Annotated in this window: 10 protein-coding genes; 3 read left to right on the forward strand and 7 right to left on the reverse strand. The window is 67.1% G+C overall.

What is annotated here, in order from left to right:
• Positions 1-16: 16 nt before the first annotated feature.
• From BLP83_RS15885 to BLP83_RS15905, 5 genes are read right to left on the reverse strand one after another with little or no spacing between them, the layout of a single operon-like run.
• Entirely contained in the window at positions 17-2,290 is a 2,274-nt protein-coding gene (locus tag BLP83_RS15885; RefSeq protein WP_245680062.1) for a type IV pilus secretin PilQ, read from the reverse strand.
• Positions 2,291-2,305: 15 nt separating this feature from the next.
• Entirely contained in the window at positions 2,306-2,830 is a 525-nt protein-coding gene (locus tag BLP83_RS15890) for a pilus assembly protein PilP (RefSeq protein ID WP_091245070.1), read from the reverse strand.
• Positions 2,827-3,468 carry a type IV pilus inner membrane component PilO gene (locus BLP83_RS15895; RefSeq protein ID WP_091245073.1) on the reverse strand — a complete coding sequence of 214 codons (642 nt, stop codon included), beginning with the start codon at positions 3,466-3,468 and terminating at the stop codon, positions 2,827-2,829. The genes BLP83_RS15890 and BLP83_RS15895 overlap by 4 nt, the downstream gene beginning before the upstream one ends.
• Positions 3,465-4,091 carry a PilN domain-containing protein gene (locus BLP83_RS15900; protein WP_091245077.1) on the reverse strand — a complete coding sequence of 209 codons (627 nt, stop codon included), beginning with the start codon at positions 4,089-4,091 and terminating at the stop codon, positions 3,465-3,467. Before BLP83_RS15900 ends, BLP83_RS15895 begins: the two co-directional genes overlap by 4 nt.
• Positions 4,091-5,149, reverse strand: a complete 1,059-nt coding sequence (locus BLP83_RS15905; protein ID WP_091245080.1) for a pilus assembly protein PilM — start codon at positions 5,147-5,149, stop codon at positions 4,091-4,093. Before BLP83_RS15905 ends, BLP83_RS15900 begins: the two co-directional genes overlap by 1 nt.
• A gap of 249 nt (positions 5,150-5,398) precedes the next feature.
• On the opposite strand from BLP83_RS15905, the gene BLP83_RS15910 reads away from it, so the two are divergent.
• Positions 5,399-7,894: a penicillin-binding protein 1A gene (locus BLP83_RS15910; protein ID WP_091245084.1), complete on the forward strand. Its 2,496-nt coding sequence runs from the start codon at positions 5,399-5,401 to the stop codon at positions 7,892-7,894.
• Positions 7,895-7,979: 85 nt separating this feature from the next.
• On the forward strand, positions 7,980-8,606 hold the full coding sequence (locus tag BLP83_RS15915) for a hypothetical protein (protein ID WP_091245089.1): 627 nt from the start codon (positions 7,980-7,982) through the stop codon (positions 8,604-8,606).
• An 88-nt stretch (positions 8,607-8,694) separates the two neighbouring features.
• Here BLP83_RS15915 and BLP83_RS15920 read toward each other — a convergent pair whose 3' ends face one another.
• On the reverse strand, positions 8,695-9,990 hold the full coding sequence (locus BLP83_RS15920; protein WP_091245093.1) for a citrate synthase: 1,296 nt from the start codon (positions 9,988-9,990) through the stop codon (positions 8,695-8,697).
• A 321-nt stretch (positions 9,991-10,311) separates the two neighbouring features.
• Positions 10,312-10,557, reverse strand: coding sequence for a type B 50S ribosomal protein L31 (locus BLP83_RS15925; protein WP_091245096.1), 246 nt, complete (start codon positions 10,555-10,557; stop codon positions 10,312-10,314).
• 71 nt (positions 10,558-10,628) lie between these two features.
• Here BLP83_RS15925 and BLP83_RS15930 point away from each other — a divergent pair, with 71 nt between their 5' ends.
• On the forward strand, positions 10,629-13,979 hold the full coding sequence (locus tag BLP83_RS15930; RefSeq protein WP_091245101.1) for a mechanosensitive ion channel domain-containing protein: 3,351 nt from the start codon (positions 10,629-10,631) through the stop codon (positions 13,977-13,979).
• Positions 13,980-14,001 lie beyond the last annotated feature (22 nt).

The raw sequence follows: 14,001 nt of genomic DNA on the forward strand, positions 1-14,001 counted from the left end.
GCCTGCTTGCCGTTGATCAGCGCCCACTGCGACCGGAGACCGCGAGCACCTTGGGCGTCACGAAGATCAACAGTTCTGCCTTTTCGGTGCCATTGCGCTTGGTGCGGAAGAGATTCCCAAGCACCGGCACGTCGCCGAGGAAGGGCACTTTCCGGAGGTCTTCGCGGCTGTTGAACTCGTAGACACCACCGATAACCACCGTCTGGCCGTTGTCGACCAGCACGGCGGTGTTGATCTCGCGCTTGGAAATCAGCGGGATGTCGCCGACGGGGCTAGAGGTGAAGCCGGCCAGCTCGTCCTTCTTGACCTTGAGGGTCAGGTAGACGCGGTCATCCTGGGTGATGGTCGGCGTGACCAGCAGCTCGAGCACGATTTCCTTGAACTCGGTCGTGATCTGCGCCGCCGTACCGGTGCCAGTGGTGGTGATGTAACCGATCTCGTCACCCTGCTTGATGCTGGCCTCGCGCTGGTTGGCAGTGATCACGCGCGGGCTGGAGACGAGTTCGCCGCGGCCCTCCGACTGCAGGGCGGACAGTTCGAGGTCGACGAGGTAGTCCGCACTCAGGATGGCGAAGCCGATCGAACCGGCGGGGTTCTGCACCGGCAGGTTGACACCCAGTCGGCTGGCGGCCGGCAGGATGTCGCCACGCTCCGGTCCACGAGCACGCCCTTCGAGCAGCGGCCCGATGGTCAGCGCATCGCCGATGTTGCTGGTCGCATTGCGGCCCGCGTAACGATTGCTGATGGCGCTGGTGATCAGGGCGTTGTTCGCTGCCTGCGAGCCCGAGGTCGTGATCACTCGTCCGCTACTGCTCTGGTCGGCGCCACTGACGCCGAACTTGGCGCCGAGCTCCCGGGCGAAGTTCTCGCTGGCGATCACGATGCGCGCCTCGATCAGCACCTGGTCGACCGGACGATCGAGCAGGGCGATCAACTGCTTGATTTCCTCAACCTTCGGCGGGATGTCGTTGACCAGAAGGGTGTTGGTGCGCTTGTCGAAGGTCACCGAGCCACGGCCGGAAAGGAAGCCCCTGGCCTCTCCCCCCTGCTGTTGCTGCTGTTGCCCACCTTGGTTGTTGCCCTTGCTCTGGTCGGTCAGCAGCTTCGCGATCTCTTCGGCGCTGCCGTAGTTGATCGCGATGTACTCACTGACCAGCTCCGCGCGCTGCTCCTGTTCGATGCGGGCGTCAGCGATCGCCTTCTCGTAGGTGGCGATCTCGGACTGCGGGGCAACCCAGATGACGTTGCGATCCTGGCGCTTGTCCAGCGACTTGGCGCGCAGGATCAAGTCGAGTGCCTGATCCCAAGGCACATTGATCAGGCGCAGCGTCATGTTGCCGGTGACGCTGTCGGCGGCGACGATGTTGAGCCCCGACTCTTCGGCGATCAGCTGCAGCAGGGTGCGGACCGGGATGTCCTGGAAGGTGAAGGTGACGGGACGGCCGGTGTAGCCGGGTTCCGCCCCCTCTGCCACCACGCCGTCGGCGCTGACCACCTGCTGCACGGGGTCGATCTCGACCACGAATTCGTTGCCGGTCTGGTAGGCCAACGGCTCGAAACGGCCGTTGATGGCGATGTCGAGCTGGGTGCCGGAGGCGCTGCGACTCAGCTGCACCGACTGCACCGGCGTCGCGAAGTCGGAGACATCAAGACGCTCGGCCATTTTCTCCGGCAGGAACACGCCCGCCAGATCCACCCGCACGCGCTGACCATCGACCCGCATGTCGGAGGCGGCCCCCTCGCCCGCGAGGGTGAGGATGATGCGGCCGGTACCCTGCGGCGTACGGCGGAAGTCAATGTTGGCGACTTCGGTCGCATTCACCGTGCGCTTGGCGGGGTCCGCCGCATAGGCGGTCACCTGTTGAGCCGAAGTGCTGGCCCCACCCACGCTGAGAATCACATTGTTCCCTTCCGTGCGCGTCTGATACGCGCTGGACCGGAACAGATCGATCGACACGCGGGTCCGGCCAGCCGCCTCGGCCGTCGAGATCGCACTGGTGGCGCCGATACCCACGGGAATCCGGCGCTGGTCGACCGCGTTCCGGGTATCCGGGAGATCAACGATGATCCGCGGCGGGTCGTCGGTGGTGAACACCGGCAGTTCGGCCGCAGGCTCGCTCAGGCTGAGGGTGATGTCGACCTGACCGCCGGGGCCGGCGGAGAAGCTGATGTTCTCCAGGCTGCCGGCGGCGATCGCGTAGTTGCCTGCTCCGAGCAGGGCGGCGAGGGCCGTGAGCCGCAGCATGCGGACCCGCAGGACGCTGGTGTAGGACTTGGATGTGCGCTTCATGCGATTCCCCACTGCTTATTCGTTGTCGAGCGCGAGACGCGCCGGGCGTTCAAGCCAGCCACCCGAACCATCGGGAATGAGTTCGACCAGTTCCAGGCCATCCTCACGGATCGCGACGACGCGGCCGTCGCTCTGCCCGAGGTAGTTGCCAACGCGCACGCGGTGCACCACGCGCTGCGGATCCATGACCAGGGCCACCTGGGCTTCGCCTTCGCCGATCAGGCCGACCATGTCGAGGCCGTCGAGCGGGAAGCCCTCCAGAAGTTCCTTGCGACGATTGGGGTCGGGCCGCGGGCCGTCGTTGCGCGTGGCGTCATCGCGCCGCTGGGGCATGGAGAACGGGTCGCGCAGGTCTTGCGCGGCATACACAAAGGTCTCGAACTGCTTCATGACCGGCAGCGGCTCCAAGGGCGGAGCGGGGCGCTGCTTGACGTCAGCGACGTAGTTCTCGAGGTCGCGCATGCCGGGATCGCAACCGGCGAGGAGGCCGGCTGCCAGGATCACTGCGACGACGCGCGGGATGGTCGGCGTGCTTCTCATTGCGCGGCCCCCTGCTGTGCCTGTCCCACCTCGGCCTGCTCCTCTTCATCGAGGTAGCGGTAGGTCTTGACCGTGCCCTCAAGCACCAGCCCACCTGCCGGACCTGCCTTCTCGTCCCGCGGCTTCAGCGAGATGTCGTGCATGGTCATGATCACCACGCGCGGCAGCGAGGCGACGCCGCTGACGAAATTGCCGAACTGGTGGTAGCTGCCCACCATCCGCAGCGAGATGGGCTTCTCCGCGTAGAACTCCTTGCGGATCTCCGGCTGCGGCTGGAACAGCTCATTGGTGATGCCCGAAGCCAGCGCGGTCTGCGAGATGTCGACAATCAGGTCGGGCATCTCGGTGCGGGAGGGCAGCTGCCGCAGCATCTGCTGAAGCATGGCCTCCATCTCAGCGAGTTGCTCTTTGAGGGGCTCGAGATTGACCGCCTTGGCCTGCTCCTTCTCGAAGTCCTGGCGCAGGGTCATCTCAGTTCGGCGCAGCGCTTCGAGTTGGTCCTGCTGCTTGCTGACGAACAGGTACCAGCCGAAGAACAGGATCAACACGACCACGATGCCGCAGAAGAAGGCCTTGACCGGCGGCGGCCAGGCACCTGCGTTGTTGAAGTCCAGATTGTTCAAGTCGAAGTTCTTCACGGCTGTCCCCCTGCCGCGGCCTGCGGAGCCACCTCGGCACCGTCTGCGGCTTCGCCTTCGGCGCCTTCCTCGCCCTCGCCCACCGGCTTGGTGGCGGTTGCGTTCATGCGGAAGAAGTAGGGCATGGCCTTGTCTTCACCCTTGATCTCGATGACCCCGAGGTCGGCTCGGGTCAGCCATTCCGCAGCTTCGATGTTGCGCATGTACGAGGAGACGCGGGCGTTCGACTGGGTCATGCCTTCGATGGTGAGCTGATCACCGGCCTGCTTGACCGAACTGAGACGAACGCCATCGGGGATCGTCCTGACCAGGTCGTCGAACAGATGCACCATCTGCGAGCGGTTGGCCTGCAGCTGCTCGATCACCGCCTTGCGCGCAAGCAGGTCGGACTTCTTCTTCTCGAGGATCTCGATTTCCGCGGTCTTGGCCTTGAGCGCGGTGATCTCCCGGGTCAGGTAGCCGTTGCGCTGCTCCTGGTTGCTGATCAGGGCATCGAAGTATTTGACCGCGCCGAAGCTGACCGCCACTGCGAGACCTGCGCACAGGCCGAGCAGGGCGAAGAACTCGTTCTGTCGCTGCTTGCGGCGCTCGGTGCGCCACGGCAATAGGTTGATCTTGGCCATCAGTCGAAGCTCCTCAGCGCGAGCCCGGCGGCGATCATCAGCGAGGGCGCATCCTGCGCCAGCGCCTGCGCCTGCACCCGCGAAGCCAGGGACATATTGGCCAACGGGTTGGCGACGACGGTGCTGACGCCGAGTTGCTCCTCCACCATCTGGGCGACACCGGCGATCGAAGCGCAGCCGCCCGCCAGCACGATCTGGTCGACACGGTTGAACTCGCTGCCGGCGTAGAAGAACTGCAGAAGACGACTCACCTGCTGGACCATTGCTTCCTTGAAGGGCTCCAGCACCTCGATTTCGTAGCTTTCCGGCAGACCGCCCTGACGCTTGGCGAGGCCGGCCTCCTCGTAGGAGAGCCCGTAGCGGCGCATGACCTCGTCGGTGAGCTGTTTGCCGCCGAACACCTGCTCACGCGTGTAGATGCTGCGCTGGTTGCGCAGCACGTTCAGCGTGGTCATGGTGGCACCGACGTCGACCAAGGCCACAAGGCCGTCGCGGGTGACGGAGAGCTGGTCAGCGATCAGCCGGAACGCGTTCTCCATCACGAAGGCTTCGACATCGATGACCTTGGCGGTCAAGCCGCCGAGATCGAGCGCGGCGGTGCGCACCTCGACGTTTTCGGTGCGCGACGCCGCCAGCAGCACCTGGACCATCTCAGGATTGTCCTTGACCGGTCCCAGCACTTCGAAGTCGAGGCTGACTTCCTCGATCGGGTACGGGATGTACTGCCCGGCCTCGACCTGGATCTGATCCTCAAGCTCGTCTTCGGACAGGTCGGCCTGCATCGGGATGATCTTGGTGATCACCGCCGAGCCGGCGACCGCAGCGGCCGCGAAGCGACTCTTGGCACCGCTGCGGTTCAGCGCGCGCTTGATCGCCTCGCCCACCGCCTCGACCTCGACGATGTTCTTTTCGACCACGGCATTGGGAGGAAGCGGCTCCACCGCGTAGTGCTCGACGCGATAGCGACCGCCGCTTTGGCTCAGCTGGAGCAGCTTGACGGCCGTGGAACTGATGTCCACGCCGATCAAGGGCACCTTCTTGTTTGCGAACAGCCCCACGGTTTCTCCCCTTCCCACAAGCCCTTACAGGCAATAACTCCACGACTACATTAAATAACGATTATTTGCAGTCTGGCAACAGATAGCCGCGGTTCAGGCTCGGACAATCGCGATGGACGTCAAGATTTCGCACATCCGCGACCGTCCGGAGGGGGGTCTTGCGGGCCGGAAGCCACCGCTTCAGCGTCCGGCAGTCCATCGGCAGGCCCGTATACTCGGCGCCCGTTCCTGACCTGCCGGATCCCGCGGATGCGCCTGTTCCGTCGCCTGTTGCGCTGGGCCCTCGTGGCTGGGCTTCTCTCTGCTGCCATCGGCCTCGGCGCCCTGGGTGTGGCCTGGTGGCTGATCGCCCCGACCCTGCCGGATGTGCAGGTACTGCGCGAAGTGCGCATGCAGGTGCCGCTGTCGGTGTACTCGGCGGACGGCAAGCTGATGGCCGTGTTCGGCGAGGCCCGGCGCAAGCCGGTGGCGGTCGCTGACATCCCCGACCGGGTCAAGCAGGCGGTGATCGCGATCGAGGACGCCCGCTTCTACGAGCATCCGGGGATCGACTGGCGCGGCATCTCGCGCGCGGTCTGGCTGCTGGCCACCAGTGACATGGAGCGCGTGCCGGGTGGCAGCACCATCACCCAGCAGGTCGCCAAGATGTTCTTCCTGAGCCCGGAGTACAGCTACACCCGCAAGCTCACCGAGATTTTTCTCGCCTTGAAGATGGAACGCGAGCTGAGCAAGGACGAGATCCTGGAGCTCTACTTGAACAAGAGCTTCTTCGGCAACCGCGCCTACGGCATCGCCGCGGCTTCGGAGTTCTATTACGGCAAATCGCTGGCAGACCTGGCCCTGCACGAGGCGGCCATGCTTGCCGGCATCCCGAAGTTCCCGTCCAGCGGCAACCCGCTGGCCAACCCCGAACGCGCCCGGGTGCGCCGCGACTACATCCTGCAGCGCATGCACGAGGTTGGCTTCATCAGCGAGGCCGAGCTGCTGGAGGCACAGGCGATGCCCGACACCGCCCGCCCCAACGAGCCGGCGATCGAGCTGGAAGCGCCCTATGTCGCCGAGATCGCGCGCGTGGACGCGATCGCGCGCTTTGGCGAGGACGCGATGTCCGATGGCCATCGCGTGTTCACCACCCTGCACAGCGCCGGACAAGCAGCCGCCAGCCGCGGACTGCGCCAGGCGCTGCTGGACTACGACCGCCGCCACGGCTGGCGCGGGGTCGAGTCGCGGGTCGAGCTGCCGGCGAACGCCACGCCGCAGCAGCTGCAGCGGCTGCTGAAGGACTTCCCGACCATTTCCGGGCTGGTGGCGGGTCTGGTGCTTGAGAGTTCGACCGAGCGTGCCCAGTTGCTTCTGCGCGACGGCCAGCTGGTGGAGCTGGCCCTGGTCCAGGTCGAATGGGCGCGCCCCTTCATCGACGAGGACCGTCGTGGTCCTGCCCCGCGCACGGTGGATGCCGTACTGGCACCCGGCGATGTGGTGCGGTTGGAGCTCGACGCCGAGGGCGTCTATCAGCTCTCGCAGTTGCCCAGGGCACAGGCCGCGCTGGCCGCGGTCGACGCCGAGACGGGCGCGGTGCGCGCGCTGGCCGGCGGCTTCAGCTTCGCCCTCAACAAGTTCAACCGCGCCACCCAGGCGCAGCGCCAGCCCGGGTCGAGCTTCAAACCTTTCGTCTATGCCGCGGCCTTCGAGCGCGGCTACGGGCCCGGCTCGATCGTGCTGGATGCACCTGTGGTGTTCCGCCAACACGACGGCACCACTTGGCGGCCACAGAACGACAACGCCACTTTTGCCGGCCCCATGCGCTTGCGCGAGGCCATGGTGACTTCACGCAACCTGGTCTCGGTGCGCCTGCTGGATGCGATCGGCGCGAGCTTCGCGCGGCGCTACATCCAGGGCTTCGGCTTCAGCGCCGAAAGCCTGCCCGAGAACCTCTCGCTCGCGCTCGGCACCAGTTCGGTGCCGCCCTTGGCGATGGCGCGGGGCTACACCCTGTTCGAGAACGGCGGCTATCTGGTCGAGCCCTACTTCGTCGAGCGCATCGAGGATCGCAACGGCACGGTGGTATTCCAGGCCAATCCCGCGCGCGCCTGCCGCGAGTGCCCCGAGCGGCTGCGCGAGGAACTCGCCAGCGGCAGCGACACCGGCTTTGACCTCGGCCCCGCGCAACCTGCGACTGCCACCGAACCGCCAGCGCCTGACACCGGGTCGGCCACGTCCGACCCGGTTGCGGCGGAAGCCGGCGAAATCGTGCTCGCTCCGCGGCGTATCGATCCGCGCACGGCCTACCTCGTCAACTCGCTGCTGCGCGATGTCGTCCGCCGCGGCACCGGCCGCAACGCTCTGGTGCTGAATCGCAGCGACATCGGCGGCAAGACCGGCAGCACCAATGACCACCGTGACGCCTGGTTCGTCGGCGTGGGCGGCGGTCAGGCCGTGGCCGCCTGGGTGGGCATGGATGACTTCGCTTCGCTGGGCCGCGGCGAGTTCGGCGCGCGCGCCGCGCTGCCGATCTGGATCGAGTACATGCGCGGCGCGCTCGAAGGCGTGCCGGAATCGCAGCTGCCGCTGCCCTCCGGCATCGCCACGGTCACCATCGATCCGGTCACCGGCGCCCTGTTGCCGCCGGGCACGCCGGGCGCCCTGCCCGAGCTGATCCGGGTCGAGGACATCGCCCGACTGCAGCGCAGCGAGCCCACCGACCAGCGCACGCTGGACGCCCGCGAGAGCTTCGATATCTTCTGAGTCTGCGCACTTTGCCGATGCCCAGACGCCGTGGTCATGCGCGTCCGCTATGCTCGGGTCCCTGTGAGTACCCGTGGGGAACGCCATGCGACACGCCGCCCAGCACGCCCGCACCCGCACCCGCGAAACCCGCCAGCGCTTGGCCTCCGAAGCCGCCCGGCTGATCGCCGAAGGCGGCCTCCGCGACTTCCACCTTGCCAAGCTGCGCGCGGCCGCCAAGCTGGGCGTGCTCGACGAGAACGCACTGCCACGCAATGCCGAGATCGAAGAGGCGCTGCGCGTGTACCAGCGCCTGTTCCGTGCCGAGGCGCAGCCTCAGGTCCTGCGCCAGCTGCGTGAAGCAGCGCTGGAGGCGCTGCGTTTCTTCGAGCGTTTCGACCCCCGCCTCGTCGGCGCCGTGCTCGATGGTTCGGCCGACCAGCATTCGCCGGTCTGCCTGCATCTGTTCAGCGACGAGCCCGAGAGCGTCGGCCATTTCCTCGAGGAGCGGGGGATCCCGGTCGAACAGCAGAATCGCCGGCTGCGGCTCGATCGCGAGCGCAGCGCCCTCTTCCCGGTCTACGTCTTCAGCGCCGACGGCACGCCCTTCGACCTCACCGTGCTGCCACGCGATGCCCTCCGCCAGGCGCCGCTGGACCGCATCGACGACCGGCCCATGAGACGGGCCTCGCTGGCGGCACTGCGCGAGCTGCTGGCGCATCCGGAAGCCTGATCCGGCGGAGGCGGCACGGGGATCCATGCAATCACAAACGCGAACGCCCACCGTGGGGTGGGCGTTCGCGTTGCCTTGCAGCGAGCAATCAGCGCGAAGCGATCGGCGTGTAGTCGCGCACGGCAGCACCAGTGTAGATCTGGCGCGGGCGGCCGATCTTGGCTTCCGGATCGTTCTGCTGCTCCAACCAGTGGCTGACCCAGCCAGCAGTGCGGGCGATGGCGAACATCACGGTGAACATCTCGGTGGGGATGTTGAGCGCCTTGTAGATCAGGCCCGAGTAGAAGTCGACGTTCGGATAGAGCTTGCGGGCGACGAAGTAGTCGTCCTTCAGCGCGGCCTCTTCCAGCTTCATCGCGACTTCGAGCAGCGGATCGTTGACGCCGAGGTCGGCCAGCACCTTGTGGGTCATCTCGCGGATGATCGAGGCGCGCGGGTCGTAGTTCTTGTAGACGCGATGGCCGAATCCCATCAGGCGGAAGCCCGAGTTCTTGTCCTTGGCCTTCTCCACCGCCTTGGCGACGTCCTCGGGGCGGCCGATCTCCTCCAGCATCTTCAGCACCGCCTCGTTGGCACCGCCGTGGGCCGGCCCCCACAGCGCCGCGATACCGGCGGCGACGCAGGCATAGGGATTGGCGCCGGTCGAACCGACCAGGCGGACGGTCGAGGTGGACGCATTCTGCTCGTGGTCGGCGTGCAGGATGAACAGCAGATCCAGCGCTTTGGCCGCCACCGGCGGCAGCTCCAGCGGGCCCGAGGGCACCTCGAACATCATGTGCAGGAAGCGGTTGACGTATTCGAGGTTATTGCGCGGATAGCGCACCGGCCAGCCGATCGAGTAACGGTAGCAGGCGGCGGCAATCGTCGGCACCTTGGCGATCAGGCGGATCGCGGCGAGGCGGCGTTGCTCCGGGTCCTCCATGTCGAGGCTGTCGTGGTAGAACGCCGCCAGCGAGCCGATCATCCCGCACAGCATCGCCATCGGATGCGCGTCGTGGCGGAAACCGTGCAGGAAGTTCTTCAGAGCCTCGTGCATCATCGTGTGGTGCGTGACCTCGTGCTCGAACGCCTTGAACTGCGTAGCGTTCGGCAGCTCGCCCTGCATGAGCAGGTAAGCGACCTCCAGGAAGCTGGAGTGCTTGGCCAGCTGCTCGATGGGGTAGCCGCGGTACAACAGCACGCCCTGGTCGCCGTCGATGTAGGTGATCGCACTGCGACAGCTGGCGGTGGCGACAAAGCCCGGGTCGTAGGTGAAGTAGCCGGTTTCCTTCGGCAACTTGGTGATGTCCACGCAGGGGGCACCGAGCGTGCCGCGCAGCAGGGGAAACTCGGCGCTCTTGCCGGCAGCGGAATCGGTGAGCGTGAGGCTCTGGCTCTCGGACACGGCTTACTCCTTGGTGCGTACTTGGGGGGAGGGGGCGCCGCCAGCCGGCAGGCTGCGCACGCCGGGCGGAGGGCTGTTCACCCTCCCGAGGATTCCGGCAGTTCGTGAAGCAAGAGCTGCGCCGGAACCACCGTCGGGCCCGCGCTGGGGCCCCGGCTCGAGTGGAAGGACACAGCCGCCGGTCAACTTTGGGAGTATGCCACGCAGCGGTTCAGTGGTCCGTCCAACTTTGGTGAAGCCGGGGCTCGACGGCGCCGGAACGGCAACAGGCCCGGCAGCCGAGAGGCTGCCAGGCCTGAAGACGAAAACCCTGTGGGGGGATTACTTCTGCGCGTAGCGACGGCGGAATTTGTCGATGCGTCCGCCGGTGTCCACGATCTTCTGCTTGCCCGTGTAGAACGGGTGCGACTCAGCGGAGATTTCCACCTTGATCAGCGGATACTCTTGGCCGTCTTCCCACTTGATCGTCTCCTTGCTGGTCAGCGTGGAGCGGGTCAGGAAGGAGAAGTCGCAGGACACGTCCTGGAACACGACCGGCTGGTACTTCGGGTGGATGTCGGCTTTCATGGATCGGCCCGGAATTCGGCGAGACAAGAGCGGCATGGTAACGTTCCCAGCTCGATCCTGCAAGCCTTGCCATGACCATGCGCCGCGTCGCCCTGTCCATCCTCCTAATCACCGGGCTGGCGAGTATCTGCTCCGCAGCGCTTGCCGGCCGGACCGACACTGCGGACGCCGATGTGATGGCGCTGGACGCCCTGCGCGAGCGGATCAGCGCCGCTGCAGGGCTCGCCGATGCCCAGCGCACTGAACTCCTCGCGCAGCTGGACTCTGCCCACGGCGACCGTGCGAGCGCGGCGCAGGTCCTCACGGACACTGTCCGTATCGAAGCAGAGGCGGCACGCGCGGAGGCCGAGGCGCGTGCCATCGAGCGCGAACTGGAGCGGAGCAGCACCGGCGTGGCCGAGGCAGAGCGGGCCCGCATCCAGACGCTGGAGACACCGGAAGCGCTCGAGGAAGAGCTGCGCGCGCTGGAGGCCCGCATCGAGCCGCTGCGGCGCGAACAGCAGACTCTGGCGGCCAGTCTCGATGCCCTCGATGTCGGCAACGGCAGCTCGCTGGCCCGCCTGCGCGAGACCATCGGCACGCTCGAACAGCGGCTTGCCGGCGCCCAGGGCACGGATCTCGAATCGCAGGCCACACGCACACGCCAGCTGGCCGAGCTGGAGCTGCGCCGGGCCGAACTCAAGCGCGCCGAGATCGATGAAGGCACCGCCGAGCTGAGGCGCCGAGTACTCGAACTGAAGTTGCGACGCCTGCGCCAGCAGCTGGGAGAAGCCGAGGCGCTGGCGAGCGTGGTGCAGGCGCGGTTGGGCGAGCGCTCCGAATCGGAATTGGCCGAGCTGCTGCGGCAGCTCGACTCCGAGGCCAACGCACTCGCCGAAGCAGCGGACCCGCTGCGTGACGCGGCCGCCACCAATCTGTCACTGGGCCGCGAGTTCAGCTCAGCCAATGCGCGCCTGACCGCGATGCGGATCGACGCCGCGCGCGTGCAGCATGAGCGTGAGCGGATCGAGCGCGCGCTGCGCGATGCCGCCTCGCGTCTCGCGCTTGGTGCGGACACCGAGGCGGTGGGTGCGGTGCTTCTGCGCGAGCGCCAGCGGCTGCCCCAGCCCGAGGGCCTGCAGCGCGAAGTCAGCTCGCTGCGCGAGGAGGCGGTGCAGATCAGGCTGCGGCTGTTCGATCTGGCGGACGCCGGCAGCGCACTGGAAATCCAGCGCAACGACCTTCACCGCGCCCTGGAGGAAGCGGACGCGCGCGACCCCGCGATCCTGGCGCGTGTCGATGGCCTGTTGCAGACCCGCGATGAACTTCTGCGTCGCCTGGAAACCAGCCTGCGCCGCTTGCTGGAGCGCATCGAACAGGCCGAAGTGGCGCTGGACGCACAGCTCGCCGCGAGCCTGCAGCTCAAGGCCCTGCTCGACCGCCAGCTGTTCTGGATTCCGAGCCACCGCAGCGTCGATTTCGAGTGGTTGCGCGCGCAGCCCGCGGGCTGGTTCGATCTTCTGGCGCCGGGGCGACTGGTCGAAAGCAGCGCGCGTGCGATCGATGCAGTCTTCGCGAGGCCGTGGAGCGTGCTTGCCGGCGGCCTGCTGGTGGTCGCGCTGTTCGTGCTGCAGCAGCGTGCACGGCAGGTATTGCCTGAACTTGCGCGTCCCACGCGCACGATTCGCGAAGACAGCTATCGCCACACCTGGCAGGCGCTGGGCTGGACTCTGCTCGCCGCGCTGCCCTGGGCGGCACTGGCCTGGTTGTGCGGCCGACTGCTGCAGCACGCGGGGGATCCCGGCCGCTATACGCATTCCATCGGCACAGCGCTCGCGGCGCTGGCTGGCAGCATCGCCCTGTTCACCTTCCTGCGCTGGCTGGTCATCGACAACGGCCTCGCGCATGCCCACTTCCGCTGGACGCGCGCCCGTCGCGACGCGCTGGCGCGGATCGTGCCGCAGGCCGCGCTGGTGCTGCTGCCGGCGCAGTTCCTGAGCACGCTGGCGCTGGTCCGAGGACAGGATCTCGCCATCGATACCGCCGGGCGCAGCCTGTTGATCGTGTTCGCCATCGCGTGTGGCCTGCTGTTCCACTGGTTGCTCGCGCCGGGTCGGCTGTGGAGCCCCCGCGGTGGCGTAGTCGAACCCGTGCGGCTGCGCCAGGCCCTGCGCATCGGCCTGCCGGCTTTGCTGGGCTTGACCGTGGGGCTGACGCTCGCGGGCTACGTGTTCACCGCCAGCGTGCTGGTGCTCTGCCTCTGGCAGACCGGTGGGGCGCTTCTGCTGGTCTCGCTGCTGCACGGTCTTCTCGGTCGCTGGTTCCTGCTGGGCGAGCGGCGCATCGCTCTGCACCGCGCCGAGGAGCGGCGCGCCGCGGCGCTGGCCGAGGGCGTCAGCGATGGCGAACTGCCCGCCGACATCGAAGCCGACCGCCTCGACATCCAGAGCATCTCGGCGCAGACCAAGCGCCTGCTGCGCGCGCTCAGCGCAACCGCGCTGGTGCTGCTGCTGTTCTGGGTCTGGGCCGACATCCTGCCGGCGCTGCAGCGCCTCGACGAGATCGCTCTGTGGAGCTTCAGCGACAAGACCGCCGACGGCAGCGCCATCGTCGGCCAAGTCAGCCTGCGCGCCGCGCTGTTGGGCGCGGCCGTGCTGATGCTCACCGTGATTGCGGCGCGCAACCTGCCCGGCCTGCTTGAGATCGGTCTGCTCACGCGGGTGCAGATCGATGCCCCGACGCGCTATGCGATCACCAGCGTCGCCCGCTACGCCATCGTCATCCTCGGCGTGATCATCGGCCTCGGCTTCCTCGGCATGCGCTGGTCGCAACTGCAATGGATGGCTGCGGCGCTGACGGTCGGCCTCGGCTTCGGCCTGCAGGAGATCTTCGCCAACTTCGTGTCGGGCCTGATCCTGCTGTTCGAACGTCCCTTCCGGGTCGGCGACGTGATCACCATCGGCGAGTTCACTGGTCGAGTCACCCGCATCCGCACCCGCGCCACCACCATCCTCGACTTCGACAACAGGGAAGTGGTGATCCCGAACAAGGCCTTCATCACCGACCGCCTGACCAACTGGACCCTGACCGATTCGATGACGCGGGTGACGATCCGGGTTGGCGTCGCCTACGGCAGCGACGTCGCGCAGGTGCACAGACTGCTGCTCCAGGCCGCGGCGGAGTGCCCGCACATCGCCAGTGAACCGTCCCCCCGCACCTGGCTGCTGGCCTTCGGCCCGAGCTCGCTCGACTTCGAGTTGCGCGTGTTCGTGCCGGCGATCGACCAGCGCCTGCTGGCGCAGAGCGACCTGCACGGACGCATCGCCACCCTGCTTGCCGAGCATGGCATCGAGATCGCGTTCCCGCAGATGGATCTCCACGTGCGCGACATGCCACGAGCGCCAGCGGCGGAGGATGAGGGCGAGGCCGCGCGCGCGCGCTGAGGCACGCAGCGCGGTCCGCCCC

Origin of the sequence: Aquimonas voraii, assembly GCF_900101825.1 — a bacterium.
Classification (GTDB): Bacteria; Pseudomonadota; Gammaproteobacteria; order Xanthomonadales; family Xanthomonadaceae; genus Aquimonas; species Aquimonas voraii.